Here is a 20,767-nt window from a genome sequence, read left to right on the forward strand (position 1 = left end):
GCCGGGTGCCGGACCGCACGCGGATGGGGGCTCCGTCCGACCTCCATGCCCTCGGCGGGCGGTGTCGCCGCCGGCGGCGCCGCTCTGCTGATCGCAGGCGCTGCCGGGTGGTCGCGGTGCTATGCCCTCGGCGGGCGGTCACCGCGGCGACCGGGAGGGGCGCAGCGGCGCGGGGTCAGGGCGCCGCCCGCCGGAACGGGTCAGCCGGCACCGGACTCGGCGGTGCGGGCGTGTGCGGCGAAGCGGGTCTGCAGGTCGGGCAGTACGGGGTAGACGGCGAACTCGTCGAGGTCCATGACACGGGTCCAGCTTTCGGGCAGGCGGTGGCGCCACTGGGCGGCCAGCAGCAGCGCCTCGACCCGGCCGACGTCGCTCCAGTCGTCGGGAACCGGCTCGCCGGCACGCATGCTCTGCTCGCGCTCCCAGGTCAGCAGCGCCTCGCCGAACGCGTCGAGCAGTTTCTGCATGCCTTCGTCGCCGACGCAGGCGACACCGGCACCGGGGTCGAGCGAGGCGGCCCGCTCGACCGGGTCGACCAGGTAGAGCGCGGGCGCGATGTGCACGCTGCCGAAGCCCAGCGCCTTGCCCAGCCCGATCTTGTGCGCGTAGAGGGGGTCGCCGGGGTCGCCGCCGCCCGCGGGGTTGCCCAGGTGCAGGGCCCGCAGTAGCGCGCCGACCTCGGCGTCGGTGAGGTTGGCGAAGGTGATGCGCCCGTGGAAGGCCAGCCCGGGGCGCATGGGAACGACGTCGCGGGTGGTGGGGCCCGCGGCGACGCGGTCGGGGTGCAGGTGGGCGTAGCGCTGCGCCGAGGCGGGCAGGGGGTCGTGGCGGTGCAGGTAGACCTTGTAGCCGCCCAGCCGGACGTCGCCCTCGTGCGACCAGGTCACCAGGTCGGGCGACTGGCCCCACGTGGCCTCCGAGACCGGCTGGAGCAGGTAGTTGGCGAAGCAGCTGCGCTGGGGGGAGAGGAGCTCAACGCGCAGCGGATGCTCCAGCCAGGGGTCGTCGCCGGTGTCGCACGAGGCCGATCCGACCGACACCCGGCCGCGCGCGGCCGGGCCGGCGCTCTCGCCGGGCGGCAGCAGGTCGACGTCGCCGAACAGGGCCCGCGGGACGTCCGGTGTCCGACCGCTGCCCTCGGAGCGGACGCGGCTGCGGGTGTTCACCTCATCGGGCACGGCGCGGCTGACGGGGTCGAACTCGCCTACGGCCACCCTGTAGCCGCCGGAGCGGCCGAAGGAGACGACGCGGCCCTCGGACTCCTGGTACCAGACCGGCTCGCCGCCGGAGCGGGCCAGGCCGCCGTCGCGGTACCGGTGCGCGGTGTCCGGGCCGGACCCGGTGGACCCCCGGGTGCCGTCCGCACTGCCGTGCGCACTGCCGGGTGCGGCGCCCGGGAGGCCGCCGGGGAAGTTGCGCGCCTGGAACCGGGTGATCTGGTCGGCCGATTCCACGAGGTGGACGAGGTGGGCCGGCACCGGCAGCCGCTGCCGGGGGTCGGTGGCCGTGGGGAAGAGGTAGGCGTTCTTGCGTTCGCCGGCGACCCCGGTCAGCACCAGGACGCACTCGTGGGCGCGGAAGGAGACGTCGTCGATGCGCTGGAGCGCGCGGTCGTAGTCGTTGCGCCGGCCCCGCGCCGCCGAGCGGGAGCGCTCGCCCGACGCGCGCCGCATCGACTGCTCGGCTCCGTCGCGCTTGCGGCTCCAGCGCTCGCGCAGCCGGTCGCGGGCGGCCTCGCGGTGGCCGAAGCCGGGCTCCTCGCCGGGCGGCAGCACGGCCGTCGCCCAGAACCGGGACTCACCCACCGTGCGCCCGTTCACCTGGGGGCACAGCGCCACCACGGGCAGGTACTGGAACTCGCCGTGGAACTCGGCGGGGACGTAGCCGCCCCGGGTGTCGCCGGACTCGTGCGGCGGCAGCTCGAACTCGGGCAGTCCCGCGAAGCGCCGCAGGTCCTCGCGCAGGTCGGTCAGGCGGACCTGCAGCGGGCGCTCGACGGGCAGCGGGCGGATCTCCCAGGTGCCCTTCGCGGGGTCGCGGCGCAGGAAGCCCGCCTGCACCGGGGTGCCCGGCGGGTTGGAGGGGGCGCCGCCGCGGTCGCGGTACTGGCTGTGCAGGCGGCGCATGACGTGGCGGGCCCGCCGGTCGCTGTGGGAGGCGGCGGGCGCGCGGAAGAAGAGCTGGGGGGTGTTGACGGGCCCGGTCTCGCCGCCGGTGAGCACCCGCACGGTGTTTCTGATCAGCCCGCGCAGTGAGGCGCCGGGCAGGGCCGGGCGGCCGTCGATGGTCAGCGAGCGCTCGGCTGCGCCGTCGCGGGTGGCCCCGACGAACGCGGGGGTGAGGGTGCGCACGGTGATGTCGATCCAGCCGGTGTGGGTGCCGGGGATGCGCTGGTCGTGCGCCGCGAGGAGGCGGTGCTGGGGTGTGCCTTCGCGCAGCACCGGCTCCTGGAGCCGCTCGGCGGGCATGGGGCGTTCGGGCAGCGGCACGAGCCCGTAGGGCGCGACCGCCTGGTGGTCGCGCAGGGGGTCGGGCGGCGCCGCGGAGCGGGAAGCGCCGCCGCGCTCGTCGCGGCGCCTGGCGCGACCGCCGGGGCGCAGCGGTGCGGGCCGCTCCGCGGCGACGGAGGCGCGGCGGCGCGGCATGGCGGCCGGGGTGGGCCGACGGGGGAAGCCGGAGTGGGGCTGGTCGCTCACGGTGCCCTCCTAGCTGTGCGCGTCGGCGGCGTCGAGCCCCACCGGGGGCGTCGGCTTGGGACCCGCGTGGTAGCCGGTCAACCGGTGGAAGGCCACCCCGACGGCCCCTGTTTCGGAATCCTCCGCCCAGTACTCTCGGACACTGATCCACGTGCCGACCGCGTCGGGCACCCCGCCTGCGGCGGAGGCGGGCGCCGCGGCGTCGGGCGCCGGCTCGGCGACGTCGAAGTCCTGCCAGCGCACAGGGTGGCAGGCGGTGGTGCCCGACAACTCCCGGCCGATGCTGAAGCGGATCTCGCCGTCCAGGTCGCGGCTGGAGCGCGGGCCGGCGCGCCAGCCGGTGAGCAGGAACGAGCGGTCGCGCGGGAGCAGCCACGGCGGCAGCCGGTCGGCGCCGTCGGCGTCGCGGGAGAGCCAGGCCCCTTCGGCGCCCTCCCCGATGCGGAGCTGGGCGGAGGGTGAGAACAGGTCGGCGCCGAGCAGCCGCCAGGCGTCGGAGCCGTCGGGGTCGAGCGGGGGCGCGGACAGGCGCAGCGTCTGCGGATCGGCGCAGGAGAGCCGCCAGGTGCCGCGGGGGCAGGCGCCGGTGATGCGGCCGTCGCCGAGCTCGGCCAGCAGCCACTGCGGTTCGCCGGGGGCGTGCTCATCCAGCACCGCGCTGCGCCGGCCGTGCCGGAACAGGTCGTCGAGGACGGCGGCCGCGGCCTGCGGGCCCAGGGACGCGGTGACGACCCCGCACGGCTCGGGCGGTTGCCAGGCCGCGGTGCGGGGTGCGGCGGGCGGCGTGGTCATGGGCGGCCCTTCCTCAACGGCTGTCGCGGACCCGCGTACCGGCGCGCGGGCAGGGCCGGCGGCACCGCCGCTCGCGCCCGGTCCACCATCATCCCGGACGTACTCGAAAGCCGGGCGCCGCCGGGGGGTCGGCGCGGCGGAGGGACGGGCAGAGGCGGAGGCGGCGCTCGCCGTACGCGCGGAGCGGGTCCGGTACGCGCACGCCGCGGGGCTCCCACGGCGCCGGCAGGGGCCGGCCGCCCCTCGTCGGCGCCGGGCAGGGGTGATCGCCGCCCGGCGGCGGGGGCCTCCCCCGCGGCCCGGACCGCTGAACAGGCCGTCCGCCGACCCGGGACGGTCCATCCGCCCCGCGCGCCCTCGGACACGGGTACCGCGACACGTCCGCTGCGCCCTGCCCCGGCCGTGCCCGGCGGCCGTGCAGCGGCGCGGCGGTGCGGCCGAGGCGCTTCGGGCGGGCCGGGCGCGGCCGTCCGCCGCCGCGCCGGCCCGCGGGCGGGCGGAGGCGCGGTGCCGGTCACGGTCGTGCTCCCGACCGTGACCCGTCCGGGCCCGGGGCCAGTCGGTCGTGCAGGGCCGCGAGCCAGGGCTCGGCGGCGGCGCCGTCGGCGCCGCCGGGGTCGTCGACGGCGGCGACCAGGTCCACGGGGCGTGCGTCGCCGCCGGGGCCGCGGCGCGTCAAGCGGGCGCCGGTGACGGTGACGCGGCCGTGGCCGGCGCCGGTCCCGCCGCCGAGGGCGTCCATCGGCACCGTGCGCAGCTCACGGACGATCAGGGCGAGCAGGCCCCGTACGGCGTCGTCGGCGTCGGGCACGTCGAGGACCACTTCGGCCCGGCCGCCCGCGTGCACGTCGTCGGTGAGCAGGCTGGCGTCCACGCTGTCGCCGAAGAGCGCGTCGATGGTGACCCGGGTGGTGCGCTGGGGCGTGCCCCCGGTGAGCTCGGCGGTGCGCCGCAGCCTGATCGCGGAGGCCTGGGGCGTGCCCTGCGCGTCGGCGTCGCCGCCCCACCAGCGCGCGTGCATCCGGCGCGCCGCGCTGTCGCGGGGCCATTCCTCCACCGCGGCGCCGGACTCGCCGGAGATGTCGCGCACCAGGCGCCGGCCCATCCGTTTGAACAGGGCGAACAGCGCGGTGTCGCCCAGGGTCGGCCGCCACTGCACGGCGCCGTCGCCGCCGACGGCCGGGCGGCGCAGGTGGGCGCGGTCGACCTCGCCCAGCGACTCCAGCCCGGGAGCCTCGCCGACTAGGAGCAGCCCTGGCCGGGGCGGGGCGGCCTCGGAGCCGGCGGGGGCCAGGACCGCCTCGGTGGGGCGTTCGGCCAGGCACAGGGTCATGGCCAGTTCGTCGCGACAGCGGTTGTCGGTGCCGTGCTCGTCCAGCGTGCGGGCGTAGTCCCCGCCGACGGCGGCCGCCAGGGCCGGGGCGTCCTCCAGATGTCCGGAAACGAGGGCCGACAGGGCGTTCCCGCCCTCGCCGGACGGCGCGCAGGAGCGCGCGGCGACGGCCCTGTGGGCGCGGTCGAGGCGCTGGTGCCAGGTCAGGGCGTACCAGTCGGCCCACCCCCGCGGGGTGCCGAGGTCGTGCCGGCGGATATGCCAGCCTTCGCAGACGGCGGCGCCGTAGCCGCGCGCCGTGCGCGCGCCGATGGAGACGCCGGGGCCGGTCCCGGCTCCGGCGAGCCCGTCGGCGGCCAAGGCGGCCAGCGCGAGCAGCCGGCCCTCGCGGTCGCCCTCGGCCACCTGCAGCCGCATGGTGAGCGTGAAGGCGGTGCCGGCGGGCAGGGTCTCCATCCGCCACGTGGCTCCGGGGGCGGCCGCCCCGCTGCCGGGGTCGACGCGGTTTCCGGCGCGGACGGCGACGCCGGCCTCGGCCGGAAGCTCGGCGAAGGCGTCGTCGATGTCCAGCGCGCTGGGCAGGGAGGCGCCGGTGCCGGTCTCGGCGCTGCGCGGCGCCGCCTCGCCGAAGAGTTCGGCGACCGCGCCGGCGCGGTCGTCGCCGAGGCGCTCGGCCAGGTGGTGGCGGAGCAGGCCGGCCAGCGTGGTGGCCCGCAGGCGCGGGCGGCCGGTGGCCGGGTCGCGGTCCAGCGGCGCGATGTCGGCGGCGCCGCGGACCGTGTCGTCCGCCGACCCGATGTGGGTGTCGCTGTGCAGGCGGATCCGGCCGGTGAGCTCCCACAGCGTGACGGGCCCGCCGGCGCCTCCGGCGGCGAAGTCGAGGAGTTCCTCCCATTCGGCGTCCGCATCGGGGACGTGCGGTGCGGCCGCCGCCCGGTCGTCGTCGGAGGCGTTCACCGGGGGCCGCCGGCGCCGTCGGGGCGCGACGCGCCGCCGTGCGCGGACCCGGCAGGGAGCCCGACGGGCGGCCGCCCGCCGCCGGGCGGAGGCGGAGCGTGCGAGAGGGTGCGGCGCGGCCGCACACGCGTGTCCCGGAGCGCGGGGGGCGTCATCGGGCCTCCTCCCTCTGCGCGGTGTCGCGGAAGGTCCACGCGGCCGCCGCGAGCCAGGTGGCGATCAGCTGCAGCGACAGGCGCGCGACGACCTCGGGGCGTTCGGCCCAGGCCGCGGCCGCCGCGGTGGCCGACTCGCCGCGCCGCCAGGCGAGGTCGACGGGCGTCAGCGCCCTGGCGAGCTCGTCGGGGTCGGGCGACGCGTGCTCCCACCAGGCGCGCGGGGTGCGCGCCGCGCCGCCGAGCCACTCGGGCAGGGAGAGCTCGCCGGGGCCGTGCGGGACCGCGGTGGCCGCCAGCTCGGCGCGGGCGGTCTCCTGCAGGGGTGTGTGCGGCGCGGCGCCGCGGGGGTCGCCGGTGACCACTCCGGCCAGCCGCTCCAGGGTGGCCGCGGCACCCGGCGCGGGGGCCGCGGCGACCTCGCGCAGGCGGCCGAGCAGGGGCGCCGAGGGCAGCCGGGCCGAACGGCGGGCGAGGGCGCGGGCACGGGCGCGGACGGGTTCGGTGGCGGCCCGGCTGAGCAGCACGTCCTGGAGGCGGGCCACCGCGGAGCGATCGGGCTCGGCGGCCGCCTCGGCGCTCACCCAGTCGGGCTCGACCCAGGCGGGCGTGCCGTCGGCGAGGGTGACCGGCCGGATTCCGCCGCCCCCGCGCTCGGTTCCGGCGTCGGGGCGCGCCAGCGTGAAGCGCCGGCCGGGCTCGGGCCGCGCCGCGAGCGTGTGCGCCAGCGGCGGCCGGTCCTTGGGCGCGCCCCGCGGAGCGGCGACCGGGAGCAGTGCGTGGGCGCCGTGGCCGTCGGCGGCGCGACGGCCCAGCGGGCGGGCCTCCAGCGCGCGCACCTCCTCCAAACCGATGTCGCGCAGCGCGCGCAGGCGCACCACCGACCCGGCGGCGGCGGCCCACTGCTCGGCCATGGGCCCGCGGTACATGCGGTGGTAGGCACCCGAGGCCTCCTGGTGCACGTGGGCGCCCGCGGCCTCGACGGCCCCAGGGCCGAGGAGGTCGGCGGCCGCCCGTTCCGCCGCGCGGGGAAGCGCGGCGGGGCTGGGCCGCCCCAGGTCGTCGTCGATGTAGGCGGGGGCGAGCAGCAGCAGGTCGCGGGGCTCGCCGCGGTGCCAGGCGCGGCGGCCGGCGTCGACGCGGTCGTCGAGCAGGGCGGTGCCGGACGCCGACGGCGTGACGCGGATGCCGCCCCCGTGCGCCCGGCTGCCCCCCGATCCCAGGGACAGCAGGCCGCCGGCGGCCTCCAGGACCTCCCAGACCCGCTCGGCAAGGGACTCGGCCTCCGCGCGGGTGGCGGCGCTGAGCTGCCACCGGGTCTCGAACACCTGGCCGGGTTCGAGGCTGGTCGTGAAGTAGGGGACGCCGTGCCGGCCGGCGTCGCGGCGGGCCACGCCCAGGTACTGCTCGGTGCGGGTCAGCGGAGCGGCGCGCCGGGTGAGGTCGGGGGTGACGTGGCCGGTGAGGGTGCGGTAGGCGCCGGCGGCCGAGGCGGGGGCGGCCAGCAGGTCGGCGAGGGTCCCGCCGGGGTTGCGCACGTGCCAGCAGCGCGGTGCGGGCACGGTCTGCGCGCTGCCGGTGCCGTCCTCCAGCAGCGGGAAGGCCGGCGCGAAGCGGATGGCGCGGCCGCGCGCGATCCACGGCTCGACGAGGTCCTCGCGGTCGGTGTGGCGCAGGGCGGCGGCGAGCATGCCCCGCTGCGCGCGGCCCGTGACGGCGTGGGCGGTGGTGATGCGCAGCGGGTCGTAGTCGGAGCGCACGACGAGCGACTCGGTGAGCACGTAGCGCAACCCGAGGTAGGCATGCGCGGACTCGCCCGCGCCACCGGTGCGGCCGTCGGGGTGTGGCTCGGCGATCGTCACACTCGTCTTTCTCGGACAGTCCCCTCGGTCTCGGTGCCCGCGTGGACGTCGGCCCAGGCCAGGGTGCGGGCGTGCGCGCTTTCGGAGTCGGTGTCGGGCGCCTGGGCCAGGCGGGCGTCGAGCCGGCCGCGGCCGCGTCCGGCTTTGAGCCCGGCCCGGGTGAAGGCGAGCGCGGCCCGCGCCAGGCAGCGCACCTCCTCGGGTGCCGGCGTGCGGGTCCAGCGCAGCGGGGCGGTGAGCCGCAGGCCGGGGTCGACGACGCGGACGGTTCGCAGCCGCGCGTCGGCGGGCGCGCCGGAGCCGTCGATGGCCACGCCGCTCTCGACCGAGGTGAACGCGTCGGTGACGGCGCGTACGAGCGTGTTGGCGGTGCCGGGCGCGCGCTGCTCCAGGGCCCAGGCCACCGCGGCGCGAACCGGCTCGGGCGGGGTGGCGTGGGAGATGCGCAGGATCCGGCCGGGCCCGTGCCTGCGGGAGGCGCCGAAGAGCGCGTGGGCGGCGGGCAGCAGCGCGGGCTCGGCGCGGACGGCGGTGACCGCGGCGTCGCGCAGCCGGGCGGCGATGCGCTGGCGGGGCAGGTAGGGCAGTCCGTGGTCGTCGGTGACCACGTCGGAGTCCGCGGCGGTGCCCGCGGCGCTGGCCCCGGCGAAGATGGCGGGGGCCACCAGGTCGACGAGCAGGAACGCGGGCGCGGCGGCTTCGGAGCGGTCGGCGGCGGCCGTGTGCGGTGCGGGTTCTCTCATAGGCGCTCCTCCGGCGGTGGTGGTGCACGGGCGCCGGCCGGCCGGAGCGGCGCCGGTGCGGTTCCAGGTCACGGTCGCGCCGCCCCTTCCGGTCCCTGTGCCGGGGCCGGGCGGTCGGCCAGCGGGACGTCGAGGTGCAGGTCGAGCAGGGCCAGAGCGTCGAGGAGGAGGTCGCGGGCGAAGGGTTCGGGCAGCTTCACGGGCATGCCGAGGTCGCCGCGGCGCTCCAGTTCGGGCGCGGCGTCGCGGCCGTCCTGCAGCAGCGGCGCCAGGCGCGACAGCAGCCAGGACCGCTGCTCGCTCAGCTCGTCGCCGCGGAGGCTGCCGGGCGTGCGGGGGTCGAGGTAGTCGCGCAGGAATGCGTGGAAGGCGGTGCCGGTCATGGGCAGGGCGGTCCGCCCGGGCTCGCCGGGCGCGGGCGCGCCGCCGTCCTCGCGCAGCCGCGCGACCACGCGGGCGGGGTCGTCGAAGTCGTGCGACCAGGCCACGACGTGGTCGTCGAGCCGGTGCGCGGCGCTCTTGCGGTAGTCCTTGGCCTCCTCGCACAGCGAGGCGCAGATGTCGTAGCCCACCGACAGGGGAGCGCCGACGGGCTGCACGGCGATTCCGACGCCCGCCGACGGCACCCCCGTGGTGCGCCCGGAGGAACCCGGCCGGCGGGTCCAGGGCGGGGTGTCGGCGCGTCGGGCCATGGCCGCGCGCGGGTCGCGCGGGTCGAGGGAGGCTGGGTCGGCGTCGAGCCAGTCCAGCGCGAAGCGGGTGGCGCTCCAGGCCAGCCGTGCGTCGCAGATGACGGTGAGGTCGTCGCCGGCGACCACGACCGGGCGCACCGGGACGTAGGCGGTGCCGCGCACGGTGCGCGGACGCAGCCGCCCGCCGGCGCCGTACCCGTGGATGGCGGGTTCGCCGGTGCGGTCGTCGGTGTCGATCGCACCGGCGACGGAGCGGATGAGGGCGCGGGCCAGCCCTTCGGTCAGGCGCGCGATGTCGGCGGAGACCGAGCGCATCCCCGCCGAGACGTCGGCGCCCGACTCCTGGAGGCGGGCATGGTGGGCCTTGAGCAGGTCGCCGAGGCCGTTGAAGTCCAGGTGCACCACGGCCAGGCGGCTCACGTCGCCGATCTCGCGACCGAGGTGGTCGACGTCGGTGGGCAGCTCCAGCCGCTGGGCGCCGGCGGGCGGGGCGATGCCCCGCAGCCAGTCGCGGCTGTTGGCGTCATGCCACTGCCGGGCGCGCATGCGGGCGGTGACGATGTCGCGGGCGGTGCGCTCGCGCACGGGCCCCCGGTCGCGGGTGTGGTCGAGCAGCTCGGCGGGGCGGCCGGTGATGTCGCAGGAGGCGGTGACGCCGAGCCCCTGGGCCGGCAGGTGGCCGGGGGCCGGGAGCGCGCGGGCGCTCTGCAGCGCCGGAGGCAGCAGCCGCAGCGCCTCGGCCCGGTCGGCGGGCCTGCCGGGGCCGCCGTAGGGCACGTGCGCGGTGACGGGGGTGAGGCGGTCGGAGATGTCGCGCAGCCGCCGGGTGTAGCGCCCGGTGAAGGCGCGGGCGTGCTCGGCCGCCCGGTCGGGATCGGTGAAGTCGACGTAGAGCGCGCCGCCGGCGTCGCGCAGCACCGCGCGGTGCTCTTGAGGCACCTCGGCCAGCAGCGGGGCGACGTGCCGTCCGGCGGTGTCGGTGAGGTCGGCGACGAGCGTGGCGCGGCCGATCGCGTCGAGCAGGCGCCGGCCTTCGTAGATGAACCGCTGGATTCCGGCGAGGTCGACGCCGACGAGCACCCCGTGCGGCGGTTCGGCCGCTGCGGCCGGCGGTGCCTGCGCGTCCCCCGGCGCGGCGGCGGGTTCGGCGGCGCTCATGGGTTCGCCTCCTGGGTGTCAGAGCCTGAGTGCGGTCAGCTGGGCCTGCAGCGCGGCGCGGAACTCGGGGGTGCCCGGCTCGGCTGATACCACTCTCGGACGCCGGGTGTCCTCGTGGCCGGTGATCATCTCGGCGGGCGGCGCGGAGTCGTCGGCGGCCGGCGCGCCCCCGTCGGCGCGCCACCAGGCGAACCAGTCGATGAGCTCCAGCGCCCGCCCGGGGTCGCCGTCGCCGGGCCGGTGCAGGGCCGCGGTCAGCCCGGCGGTGCCGCAGCGCACGTTGAGCAGCGCCGCAGCGGCGAAGACGTCGTGGGCCCATCCTCCGCCCCCGGTCGCCTGCTCGACGTGCAGGTCGCCGGAGGTGAAGTAGCGCAGCCGGGTGCGGCGCGGCGCGCTCAGCCCCAGGGCGCGGTCGGCGGCGGTGAGGATGAGTGTGGGCCGCTGCGGCGCGGAGTACTGGGGCAGCGCCGGGGCGCCGGCGACCGCGGTCTCGTCGACCCAGGCGGCGACCTCGGCCGGGGCGGCCAGCGCGCGCACCTGCTCGGCGGCGGCGTCGATGAGGGGCGCGTCGATCTGGCGGGCGGCGATCTCGGGTGCGACGGCCTCGGTGAGGGCACCGTTCAGAAACCGGTAGCCGCGCAGCAGGTGGCGCCACTCGACGGCGGCGGGCGGGTGGTGGCCGACCGGCCCGTGCGTGCGGCAGGACACGCGCCGGGTCAGCGGCGACACGTAGACCAGGCAGCCGCCGCTCTCGTGCGCCGCCAGCGCCAGGCCGGTGCTCATCGCCTTGGTGCCGGTGGTGATGTCGGCGACCACGGGCGCGTTCGGCCCGCGGTACAGGTCGATCTTGGCGCGGGCGCGCGCGGCGGTGTCGGCGACGTCGGCCGCGTCGACCGCGGCCTCGGCGAACTTGACGCGGTCGGGGTAGCCGCCGCGCCGCAGCCGCTGGGCCAGTCGGCGCCGGTTGAGGCTGCGGAACTCCTCGGGTTCCTCGGCGGCCAGCAGGGTGCGGCGCACACTCGCGTCCAGCGCGGGCAGGTCCTTCTCGCTCTGCCGGGTGAACAGCATGACCGCGCGGCCGGGCAGGCACGCGCGTGCGGCGCCCAGGACCGGCAGCCGGTTGCCGCCCAGGCCCGCGAGCAGCAGCGGAGCGTTCGCCGCTTCGGCGTGCTGGTCCGCCGGACAGGTGGCGGGTGCGGCGGACGCGGAAGCGCCCGGCGCCGCGGGCGCCGCGCCGTCGTCGGCGGCCGCCGACCGCGCGGGGGGCGGCGCCGCCGGGAAGAAGCCGTCGATCAGCCGCCGGGCGGTGCCGAAGTCCCGGGAGGACAGCTCGCCGAGGCTGCGCACGTGCAGCGGCGCACCGCTGAGCTCGGGGTCGTAGGCCGCGATCTGCTCGGTGGAGCAGTCGCCCTTGGCGCCGTCGTGGACGAACAGCACCCGGGCGGCGCCGCCGAAGGCGCGCTGGGCCTTGGTCAGGGTCCACCCGGCCGCGTCGGGGATGTGCGAGGGGTCGCGTTTGACCTCGACGCAGAGCACGCGGTGGCGGTAGCGGACGATGAGGTCGAAGTCGCCGATTGCGTCGTGCTCGCTGCGCGGGTCGGGCATGACGCGGTTGCCCAGCACCTCGGCGCCGGGCACTCGGGCCAGCCGCCGGCGGAACAGAGCGAGCAGCTTCGCCTCGGTGATCTCCCCGCTGCTCAGCGGGGTGGTCCCCGCCTCCTCCCGCCCCCGGGCCCCCTGCCCTCCCGGGTGCTCCCCGCCGTCGGGCCGGGCGCCGCCGGACCGGCCGCGCAGCCAGGCCTCCTGGACGCGGGTCCGATCGCTCGGGCGCAGTTCGACGCCGTGCAGGCGGGCCAGCTCCTCGGCGGTGAGGGCGCTGCTGTCGATGCCGGTGCTGTGGCGCGTGCCGTCGGTGTAGCGCAGCGTCTCGGATGTGGCGTCGAGGTAGCTGCGCCACCCGTGGCGGTCGGGGAAGCGCTCGGCGTGCAGCAGCACCGCGTGGGCGCTCATCACCTTGCTGCCGCCGGTGTAGCACAGCCGCCAGTCGCCGCGCAGGTCGGCGGAGAGGGCGGCGAAGCGCTCGGCCACGGCGCGGAAGTCGAAGACGTCGCCGCCCACGTCGAAGCGCCGCGCGACCTCGATGGCCGGGCACAGCCGCCGGGCGGCGGCCGCGATCCGGGCGGCGCGCCGCGCGGTGTCGCTGCTGTGCGCCAGCACCAGCCGGCGCGGAGCGAAGGTCAGCGCGGCCAGCAGGGCGGGGGTGGGGCTGGTGCCGGCCAGCACGACGAGCGTCGCCGGCGCCCCGTCGGCGCCGGCTCCATCGGAATCGCCGGGAAGATCCGCTCTCCGTCCCATGGGTCCATTTCACACCGTCGCGCGCCCCTGCGCGGGACGGCCGTCCGCGGCGGCAGCCGGTCGTCGCGGACGCCCAGAAGCAACACGTTTCACCCCAGTGTCCGAGAGAGGTGCTGTGTCGGAGGTGATCGCCCATACGGACCATGACCCGAGCCCCACGAACCCCGCGAAGCACGGCAACCCCTCGAACCCTCGCAACCCCAACGCTAGGCCCGTACCGGCCCCGGTGCGGGCGAACGGCCCCGCAGGCGCCTCCGCCGCCGCGACGGCCGGAAGGAGGAGCGGTGAGACAACGACGACAGGCAGGCATCCACGCGCCTACCGCACCCGGTTCATCCCATCCTGCCCCGGTCTGTCCGGGTCAGCGGACCGGCGGCGCAGGGAGCCGGCTGTGCACCACCCGGCAGACGGGATAGCACCGACCGCCGCACGTCTCTCGCGTCGATCAGGGAAGCCCTCTGACCTCCCGGCAGACGGGACAGCGACCGCGCAGAGAACGGCCCTGACTGCTTCTTCGTCGTCCGACCCCGGTAGACGGGATAACAACGCCAGTTGTTGACGGACGCTCCCCCAGGGCCGCCTCCTCCCCGGCAGACGGAATGGGACCGGCATCGGCCCCGGTCCGGGTACCCCCGGCCAGGCCCCTGACCCCGGCCCTGACAACCAACACCTGGCTCGCCTGCGAATATCCCCGCCAGCCCGACCCGGCAGACGGAATGGCTGGCCCAGGCGCCGGCCCGCTCCCGAGCGCCGCACAGGCACGGGCGGTTCCGGTTCGAGGGCGCGCGCCGCCCTGGGACCGGAACCGCCTGATGCCGTCCTGCCCGTCCCGGCTCCGCCCGCGCTCCGGCCGGCTTTGCGCCTCCCGGTTCCGCCGCGGTCAGCCGTTGCGGCGCCCCAGCGCCTTGCAGCCGACGATCGTGCCGTCGGAGGAGCGCACCAAATCCGTGGGCACGAGCAGGTCGGTGCGCTCGGGATGGGCGAGTGCGACGGTGGAGGAGACGATGTACCAGACCCCCAGTGCCGGTGCGGGCAGCCGGGCGCGGCCGTAGTCCTCCGAAAACACCGGAATCCCGCCGATGCGGCCGATCTCGCAGCGGTCGACGGCCACGCGAACCGGCTTGGACGCCGCCGGGCACCGGACGACGACGCGGTCGTCGGAGTCGAAGATCGTCACCTCATGCGGTGTCAGGTTGACCAGCGGAACACGCATTCTTCCCTCTCACACCCCGAGCCGGCCGAGCGAACCGAGCAGACCCAGCATGCTGCGCGATCGCCGCAGGCGGCGCCGGGTCAGTCGAACAGCAACCCGTCAAATCCCTGTTCCTGATAGTCCGCGTGCACCGGACGCGGAGACCGGGGCCGCCGGCGGTCTCGTGCGGAGGGACGTCGCCGACCGGCTGACACGCCGTCGCCGGTCGTGAGCGTGTCTACGCGCAGGGAGCCGAAGCCCTGTGCCGTGTACTTGCCCACTCCGGTCAGCTCGATCAGCTCCAGCAGTGCACCGAAGTCGGCCAGCTGCCGGCCGTCGCATCCGCGGGGCAGTGCCAGGCGCAGACCGCCCTCCCAGCCGAGGACCGTGCGCCCGGCCGGACCGGTGTGCTCGGTGGCCCGGATGGGCGCGGAGTCGTCGGGTGTGCGGCGCAGCCGCGCGGTGACCTCGTCGATGCGCCGCAGCCACGGCTCGGCGAGCTCGCGCGGCGCGAAGCGCGCGACGGCGCCGATCGCCCCGCTGCCGCTCACCCGGCCGTCGGCCGTGCGGTGGACGACGCCGAACAGCAGCCGCGGTCCCGGCCACGCCTGGAAGCTGTCCTCGCCGTCGTAGTTGCGGGCCAGGGACACGACGGGGCTGAGCGTGTGCAGCGAGGCCGTGTGGGAGAGCCGGCGGGGCTCGGTGAGGACCGCGGTGTAGTCGCGGGCGTGCACCTCGGTGACCGACAGCGGTTCCAGCAGGTGGTCGCCCACCCGGTGCACGCTGCCGACCAGGTCGGCGGGCCCGGTCTCGGGCGGGTGGTCGTCCAGCCAGGTCAGCGACCACACCCACAGGCGGTCGGCCAGGGGTTGGGGCCAGCCGTTCATGGCCCACTTCTTGGCGGCACCGTGCTCGGCGTCGGGCTGGGGCCACCAGGTGTTCAGCAGCCCGTGGCAGTCGACGGCGCGCACGGGCCGGGCGGCGTCGGCGTGGTCGCGCAGCACCAGCGTCCAGCGTCGCGGCATCGTCACTCCCCCTTAGTCGCCGAGCTGCCTCGGCCGTGGTGGCGCCTTCTCATCAGGCCCGAGCACCCATAGCTCTCGGACAGCCCCGAGGGCGCCCGGACGCCGTCCTCGCCGGTGCGAAGGGGGCGGTGCGGCCGTCCGAGAGGTGTCGGCACACCGTCACCGCCGGGCCACGGCACAACGCGCTCAAGTGATCAGGACGGAGCCGCCCGCGCATGAGTCCCGCAGACGACCACACCGACCCGCAGAACCGCGGTGCGCCGCGTCCGCGGCCCCACGACTGGCTGGACGCCTACGTGCACTTCCGCCTCGCGGCCCTCGACCCCGATCTGGACGAGGTCCCCGAACCCGAGGAGGCCCCGGAGACCGGCGCCGGACCGCACCGCCGCGACCAGCCGCCGCCGGTTCCCGAGGTCACCGCCGAGGAGCTGGCCGCCCACCTCACCCAGCTCGCCGAGCGCTACCGGCGGCGGTCCCAGCGCTGAGGGCCGCGCCGGTCTGCGCCCGGCGCCCGCCGGGGCACCGGCGGGCGAAAACTTTGCCCTTCCTTGACTCCGGGCGGGCGCGGACCCTACTTTCGTAATGGACCACGCGCGTCGCCAGGGCGGCGTCGGCAGGCGCCAGCCGACGTGGGTGTGTCGCCGGGTGCAGCTGTCCTTCTTCTACGCACTTTCCCGGAGGAGCTGGGGAAGAGCCTCAGCCCCGTGCCCACGGGGAGAAGAAGGATCTTGAGCACGCGCTGCCTGTTCACGGACCTTTTCGGTTCGACCGCGTTCCTGCACGCGATGACCCGCGCCTTCGGCTGCGGCCGGTGCGAGCCCGCGCGCCGGCGGAACGCCCCCGAGACCCTGCAGAGCTGCGACCGCCACGCAGCGCAGTTCGACTCGGCCCTGACGCTGCTGAGCGAGAACTGCCCCTGCGCACGGCACGGCGCTTCCGCCGACTCCAAGATCACCGCGCGCATGAGCGAGGTGCACGCCGCGCTCGACGCGGGCGAGATCCCCCCGGCCAAGGTCCGCCGCCTGGTCTTCGCGCTGCGCGACGCCGAGACCGACCGCGCGTTCTCGCGGCTGCGGCTGGTCTTCCCGCAGTGGTCGGGCCGCACTCTGCGCTGTGCGTTCTCCGAGCGGCCGCGGCGCTGGGCGCGCCAGCAGGCGGTGGCCGCATGGGTGGCGCCCGGCGTCGTCGAGCAGGAGGCCCTCGCCGCCCTGGTCCTTGCTGCGGGGTTCGGCCACCCGGCTGTGGACCTGCCCGACGAGCAGCCCGACGATCCGATCGACGCCGCCCTTCCCGGTGACCACGGGTTCACCCGCGAGTCGGGGGCGGTGCCGGTGGCCGACCGCGCGGGCCGCGCGGTGGCGGTCTGCCGGGAGCGCCCGCTGGTGTCGGTGCCCACCGCCGAGTACCTGCTGCGCAAACTGCAGGAGCTGGCCGAGGGCGTGGACCCGGCGCGCGCCCGCACGGCCGACGAGCTGCGCCGCGTCGGCCTGGGGCAGTCGCTGCGCGGCATGGGGCCGGAGGACCTCGCGCGCGTCCTCACCGAGGTGCTGCGCCGGCTCGCCGACCGCCTGCCCGAGCACTTCGAGCTGCTGGAGCGGGCCCGCGGCCGGGCGCGCAGCGCCCCCTACCATCCGGTCGCCGACCCCGCGCCCTCCCCCGCCGTGCCGGAGCGGCCCGAGCGCCCGCGCGCCGAACACCTGCCCGAGCCGGAGCAGGACTGGCTGCGCCGTACCGCCTGGACCCTGGTGACCCGGGCGCGGGAGAACCCGGTCTACTACGCCACCAACCCGGTCGCGGCCCTGGACCGGTTCCTCGACGCACACCTGCGTATCGTCCCCGGCGCCGTCCCCTCCGCCTGGGCACAGGCCGTCAGCGACGACGACGTCCGCGCCGACCTGCTCGACACCCTCGTGGACCTGGTCGCGGCCGTGGAGTGAGCCGGCTGCACGATTCGGGCTACGAGGCGGATAGGCGGTCGTATCAGGGCCACGACCACACCTTGGTCGATGCCAGGCCTCATCGGCCACGATGGCGAATACTTGCACCAGGAGCACCGAACCGGAGGAACACTCCGCCGCGGAGGCTCGCGACCGATTCGCGGACCGGGTCGACCGAGCAACCTGCGGCGACGAGGCCACCTACGTGACCCGGGGACGCGAACACGGGCGTACTGCCGCCATCGCGCCTGCCTGGCTGGTTGATGAGTACGAGGCGCTTCTGGACAAGCGGGATGCGCGCATCGCTCGGGAGCGCCTCGCCGATATCCGCGCAGGACGTGGCAGGTGATTCCGTTGGAAGGAGTGGCCGAGGAGCTCGGCCTGTGCTTCCTGCCCCTACCCCGCGCGACAAGGTCGTCATGGACGCCCGCGCCAGGACAGAGCTGCGAAGCCTCGACGGATCGTCCGCCGGATCCACGCAGCACGCTGGAAGCCGGCTGACGGCCCTCGGCCGGAAGGGCGCCTGAAACCGCAGGGAACGGACGGCCTCTGGCGCATCCGCGTCGGCGGCCACCGGATTCTGTACAGTATCGACGGCGATAGAGTCCTCGTCGGCACCGTGTCGGCCGATGGCGGGCGCGAGGCCCAGCGAGAGGCCGGCCGGCCCGGCGAAGCCGCCGGGCGCCGAACAGTCCCAAGCCCCCGCCCTTCGTACAGGTGTATGATTCGGCCACGAGTACGAACATGCAGACCCACTACCGAAGGGACGCACCGCCGTGGTCACCGAGGTCTTCACGCTGAAGTATTGCGATCCGCACGCCGTCCGCGAGGAGAAGGTCGAGGCGACTGACGTCATCCAGTTCGCCTGGGAGGGGTCCGTCCGCGAGGTCGACGCCTGCGACGAGTGCAAGAAGGAGCACGAGACCCTCTACGAGCCGCTGGTCGACTACTCGCGGCCGGTGAAGAAGCGCCGCGCGAAGAAGAGCGACGCCGGCGACGGCAAGGCCGGTGCGGACGCCTCCGGCGACGACTCCGCCTCCTCGGCCTCCGCTGCGGACGACTCCGACGACTCCTGAACCGGTCGGCCCCCGCGCCGCCGCATCCGCAGCGGCCCCGCTGTGCCGCCGCCCGCGTCCCGCGCCGCGCGGCGGCACGGACAACGGACATGAGGCGGGGGAGGCCGGTGCCCCATTTCACCGGCCTCCCCCGCCCGCTTCTCGGAAGGGCTCCTCGGTTCAGGCTCCGGCGGCGCCGGGCTCGGTCATCAGCTCGGCCAGCCTGCCACCGCGCCTGGCGGGACCCGCGCCGGCCACCGGCAGGCGCGCCTGGACCACGCCGTCGTGCGGGGCGCCGACCGACGCGCCCATGCGGCGCATGATGCGCTGCATCCCCCGGTTGCCGGCCACGGTCTCGGCGCGGACCTCGGCCAGTCCCCAGTCGGCGGCGACCGCGGTCAGCGTCCGGGTCAGCGCGGTGCCCACGCCCTGCCGCTGCCAGGAGTCCTCCACCAGGAAGGCGACCTCGCCCACGCCCGGGTCGAGCGTGTACATCAGGTGCGCCAGCGCGACCGGCTCGCCGCCCTCACGGGGGCGCGCGAGCAGGGTCAGGCCCTGCTCCGGGTCGCAGAACAGGCCGAGCATGCTCGGCGCCAGACGCCGCATGCTGGAGAAGTAGCGGCCGCGGGTGGTCTCGGGCGAGCAGCGGGCGTGCAGCCGCTGGATCGCGTCGGCGTCGGCCGTCCGGGCCTGGCCGACGGCGAGGCCGACGCCGCCGCGGGTCGCGATGGCACCGTCGGTGGGCGCCGGTCCGGTGGGCGGCAGCACCGACCGCACCAGTGCACCGGCGCGCGCCGACTCGGTCCAGGTGAAGGGCCGGTCGGGGCGCCGCAGCCGGACACCGCGCAACGGGCCCACCGGCACGAGCAGGGTGGTCTCCGGCTCCTCCGGGAACTCCGGGACCGGCCGGGTCAGGTTGGTCCACCGGGCCTCGTCGGCCATCAGCAGCTCGCCGAGCACCTCGGGCAGCCGGTTGGGCGCGCTGCGCAGCCGGGAGGTCAGCAGGAGCGCCTTGGTGACGTCGTCGCCGACCTCGCGAGGCTGTGCGGGCACGGCGCTGACCGAGTCGGTGACGCTGTGCCGGGCGACCTCGCGCAGCAGTGTGCGGTGCTCCCCCGGGACGTCGACGATGAACTCGTCCACCACTCCGGAGGCGTCGGCGTGGATCGACAGCCCGACGACGTTGCCGCCCCGGGCGGCCATCGCGCCGACCACGGCGGCCAGTCGGCCGGGGCGGTCCTCGACGGCGGTGCGGATGCGCCACAGGCTCATGCGTCTCCCCTTCGCGGGTGGGTTCGGCCCCGGGTGCGGCGCCGCCGTGCGGTGGCGCGCCGGTTCCTCTCCAGGGTGGGGTGAGCGCGTTTCGTGCGTGCTACGTCCGGTAAATTCCGCCGAAACCCCGCGTGTGCACCACTGCCCTGATCCGTCCCGATCCGCTCGCCTCCCCGTGAGGGCGGTGCGCGGTGCGTCCGGTCAGGGCCGGCCCGCCACCAGTTCGCCGTCCTTCCACACGGCCGCGACCTGGGGGACTCCGGGCCGGTAGGCCAGGTACACGGGGTTGGGTGCCTCCAGCAGGACGATGTCCGCGCGGGCGCCGACGGACAGGCGGCCGACGTCGTCCCGGCGCAGCGCCTCCGCGCCGCCGGCGGTGGCCGCCCGCACCGCCTCCTCCGGGGTCATGCGCATCTCGCGGACCGCCAGCGCGATGCACAGCGCCATGCTGGACGTGAAGCACGAGCCGGGGTTGCAGTCGCTGGCCAGCGCGACGCGGGCACCGGCGTCCAGGAGCGCGCGCGCGTCGGGATAAGGCTGGCGGGTGGAGAAGTCCACGCCGGGCAGCAGCGTGGCGACCGTCGCCGGCCCCTCCGCCGCCGAGTCGGCCAGCGCCGCCACGTCGGCGTCCTCCAGGTGGGTGCAGTGGTCCACCGACGCCGCACCCTCCTGCACGGCCAGGCGGACCCCGGGCCCCCGGCCCAGCTGGTTGCCGTGCACGCGCGGCAGCAGCCCGCGGTCGCGCCCGGCCCGCAGGACGCGGCGCGCCTGCTCCTCGTCGAAGGCGCCGCGCTCGCAGAACACGTCGACCCAGCGGGCATGCGGCGCGCAGGCCTCCAGCATCGCGCCGGCGACCAGGTCCACGTAGCCGTCGGGGTCGTCCTCGTACTCGGGCGGGACGACGTGCGCACCGAGGAACGTCACCTCGCCGGTCAGTCGCGCGGCCGCGCGCAGGCAGCGCTCCTCGTCGGCGACGCTGAGGCCGTAGCCGGACTTGACCTCCAGGGTGGTGGTGCCCTGGGCGCGGGCCTCGCGCAGCAGCCGGGTGGCGTTGCCCAGCAGCTCGGCGTCGGACGCGTCGCGGGTGGCGGCGACGGTGGTGCGGATTCCGCCGGCCTCGTAGGGCCGCCCGCTCATCCGGTCGCCGAACTCCCGGCTGCGGTCGCCGGCGAAGACGATGTGGGAGTGGCTGTCGACGAACCCGGGCATGACGCACCGCCCGGCGGCGTCCACGCGCACGTCGGCGGCCGGTGCCCGGGAGCGCGGGCCGCACCAGGCCACCCGGCCGGACTCGACGACCAGGGCGGCGCCGGCCACCTCGCCCAGGTCGCCGGCGCCGAGCGCGGTGTCGTTGGTGACGAGGGCGCCGATGTCGTCGATCAGCACCGAGGAGACGGGGGGCACGGGGCGGGCGGGGGGTGGTGCGGTACTCATCGGCGGCGCGGCGCGCCGGGGCGCCGCGTTCCTCCCTTCGGCTGCTGGGTGGTGGATCTCGCGCGCGAGGCGCGGGCGGGCCCGGCGCCGACGTGCGCGAGGCGGTCCG

Annotated in this window: 14 protein-coding genes and 1 pseudogene; 4 read left to right on the top strand and 11 right to left on the bottom strand. The window is 76.8% G+C overall.

Annotated elements, in window-relative coordinates:
- Positions 1 to 200 precede the first annotated feature (200 nt).
- The 9 genes from ABEA15_RS20175 to ABEA15_RS20215 all read right to left on the bottom strand — a co-directional run bounded on the left by ABEA15_RS20175 (position 201) and on the right by ABEA15_RS20215 (position 14,960).
- Positions 201 to 2,696 (bottom strand): TIGR03986 family type III CRISPR-associated RAMP protein, encoded by a 2,496-nt coding sequence (locus ABEA15_RS20175; protein WP_345558246.1) that lies wholly within the window; start codon positions 2,694 to 2,696, stop codon positions 201 to 203.
- Positions 2,697 to 2,705: 9 nt separating this feature from the next.
- Entirely contained in the window at positions 2,706 to 3,488 is a 783-nt protein-coding gene (locus ABEA15_RS20180; protein WP_345558248.1) for a hypothetical protein, read from the bottom strand.
- A gap of 514 nt (positions 3,489 to 4,002) precedes the next feature.
- Positions 4,003 to 5,778, bottom strand: a complete 1,776-nt coding sequence (locus tag ABEA15_RS20185) for an RAMP superfamily CRISPR-associated protein (protein WP_345558250.1) — start codon at positions 5,776 to 5,778, stop codon at positions 4,003 to 4,005.
- A 151-nt stretch (positions 5,779 to 5,929) separates the two neighbouring features.
- Entirely contained in the window at positions 5,930 to 7,795 is a 1,866-nt protein-coding gene (locus ABEA15_RS20190) for a hypothetical protein (protein ID WP_345558252.1), read from the bottom strand.
- A complete protein-coding gene (locus tag ABEA15_RS20195; RefSeq protein ID WP_345558254.1) occupies positions 7,792 to 8,538 on the bottom strand; it encodes a hypothetical protein in 747 nt (248 codons plus the stop codon). The genes ABEA15_RS20190 and ABEA15_RS20195 overlap by 4 nt, the downstream gene beginning before the upstream one ends.
- A 68-nt stretch (positions 8,539 to 8,606) precedes the next feature.
- Entirely contained in the window at positions 8,607 to 10,388 is a 1,782-nt protein-coding gene (locus ABEA15_RS20200) for a hypothetical protein (RefSeq protein WP_345558256.1), read from the bottom strand.
- An 18-nt stretch (positions 10,389 to 10,406) separates the two neighbouring features.
- Positions 10,407 to 12,743: a hypothetical protein gene (locus ABEA15_RS20205; protein WP_345558258.1), complete on the bottom strand. Its 2,337-nt coding sequence runs from the start codon at positions 12,741 to 12,743 to the stop codon at positions 10,407 to 10,409.
- An 880-nt stretch (positions 12,744 to 13,623) separates the two neighbouring features.
- Positions 13,624 to 13,956 carry a hypothetical protein gene (locus ABEA15_RS20210; RefSeq protein ID WP_311545583.1) on the bottom strand — a complete coding sequence of 111 codons (333 nt, stop codon included), beginning with the start codon at positions 13,954 to 13,956 and terminating at the stop codon, positions 13,624 to 13,626.
- Positions 13,957 to 14,036: 80 nt separating this feature from the next.
- Positions 14,037 to 14,960, bottom strand: coding sequence for a hypothetical protein (locus ABEA15_RS20215; RefSeq protein ID WP_344144085.1), 924 nt, complete (start codon positions 14,958 to 14,960; stop codon positions 14,037 to 14,039).
- Between the two features lie 215 nt (positions 14,961 to 15,175).
- Here ABEA15_RS20215 and ABEA15_RS20220 point away from each other — a divergent pair, with 215 nt between their 5' ends.
- The 4 genes and pseudogenes from ABEA15_RS20220 (at position 15,176) to ABEA15_RS20230 (ending at position 17,973) form a co-directional block, all read left to right on the top strand.
- Complete coding sequence (locus ABEA15_RS20220) at positions 15,176 to 15,445, top strand: hypothetical protein (protein WP_345558260.1); 270 nt, start codon at positions 15,176 to 15,178, stop codon at positions 15,443 to 15,445.
- Positions 15,446 to 15,688: 243 nt separating this feature from the next.
- On the top strand, positions 15,689 to 16,897 hold the full coding sequence (locus ABEA15_RS20225; protein ID WP_345558262.1) for a hypothetical protein: 1,209 nt from the start codon (positions 15,689 to 15,691) through the stop codon (positions 16,895 to 16,897).
- A gap of 448 nt (positions 16,898 to 17,345) precedes the next feature.
- Positions 17,346 to 17,747 (top strand): annotated as a pseudogene (locus ABEA15_RS25675) (type II toxin-antitoxin system RelE family toxin); the annotation flags it as partial.
- Positions 17,674 to 17,973 (top strand): hypothetical protein, encoded by a 300-nt coding sequence (locus ABEA15_RS20230; RefSeq protein WP_344144077.1) that lies wholly within the window; start codon positions 17,674 to 17,676, stop codon positions 17,971 to 17,973. The pseudogene ABEA15_RS25675 and the gene ABEA15_RS20230, both read left to right, overlap by 74 nt.
- 159 nt (positions 17,974 to 18,132) lie before the next feature.
- Here the strand turns inward: ABEA15_RS20230 and ABEA15_RS20235 are convergent, their stop codons facing one another.
- Both ABEA15_RS20235 and hutI read right to left on the bottom strand, forming a co-directional pair.
- Entirely contained in the window at positions 18,133 to 19,224 is a 1,092-nt protein-coding gene (locus ABEA15_RS20235) for a GNAT family N-acetyltransferase (protein ID WP_345558264.1), read from the bottom strand.
- Positions 19,225 to 19,425: 201 nt separating this feature from the next.
- On the bottom strand, positions 19,426 to 20,658 hold the full coding sequence (gene hutI, locus ABEA15_RS20240; RefSeq protein WP_344144073.1) for an imidazolonepropionase: 1,233 nt from the start codon (positions 20,656 to 20,658) through the stop codon (positions 19,426 to 19,428).
- Positions 20,659 to 20,767 lie beyond the last annotated feature (109 nt).

The organism is Streptomonospora halophila (genome assembly GCF_039542725.1).
Classification (GTDB): domain Bacteria; phylum Actinomycetota; class Actinomycetes; order Streptosporangiales; family Streptosporangiaceae; genus Streptomonospora; species Streptomonospora halophila.

Coding starts and splice junctions, on each gene's coding strand:
- ABEA15_RS20180 (WP_345558248.1), bottom strand. CDS start 3,488: ATGACCACGCCGCCCGCCGCACCCCGCACCGCGGCCTGGCAACCGCCC.
- ABEA15_RS20195 (WP_345558254.1), bottom strand. CDS start 8,538: ATGAGAGAACCCGCACCGCACACGGCCGCCGCCGACCGCTCCGAAGCC.
- ABEA15_RS20200 (WP_345558256.1), bottom strand. CDS start 10,388: ATGAGCGCCGCCGAACCCGCCGCCGCGCCGGGGGACGCGCAGGCACCG.
- ABEA15_RS20205 (WP_345558258.1), bottom strand. CDS start 12,743: ATGGGACGGAGAGCGGATCTTCCCGGCGATTCCGATGGAGCCGGCGCC.
- ABEA15_RS20210 (WP_311545583.1), bottom strand. CDS start 13,956: ATGCGTGTTCCGCTGGTCAACCTGACACCGCATGAGGTGACGATCTTC.
- ABEA15_RS20215 (WP_344144085.1), bottom strand. CDS start 14,960: ATGCCGCGACGCTGGACGCTGGTGCTGCGCGACCACGCCGACGCCGCC.
- ABEA15_RS20220 (WP_345558260.1), top strand. CDS start 15,176: ATGAGTCCCGCAGACGACCACACCGACCCGCAGAACCGCGGTGCGCCG.
- ABEA15_RS20235 (WP_345558264.1), bottom strand. CDS start 19,224: ATGAGCCTGTGGCGCATCCGCACCGCCGTCGAGGACCGCCCCGGCCGA.
- hutI (WP_344144073.1), bottom strand. CDS start 20,658: ATGAGTACCGCACCACCCCCCGCCCGCCCCGTGCCCCCCGTCTCCTCG.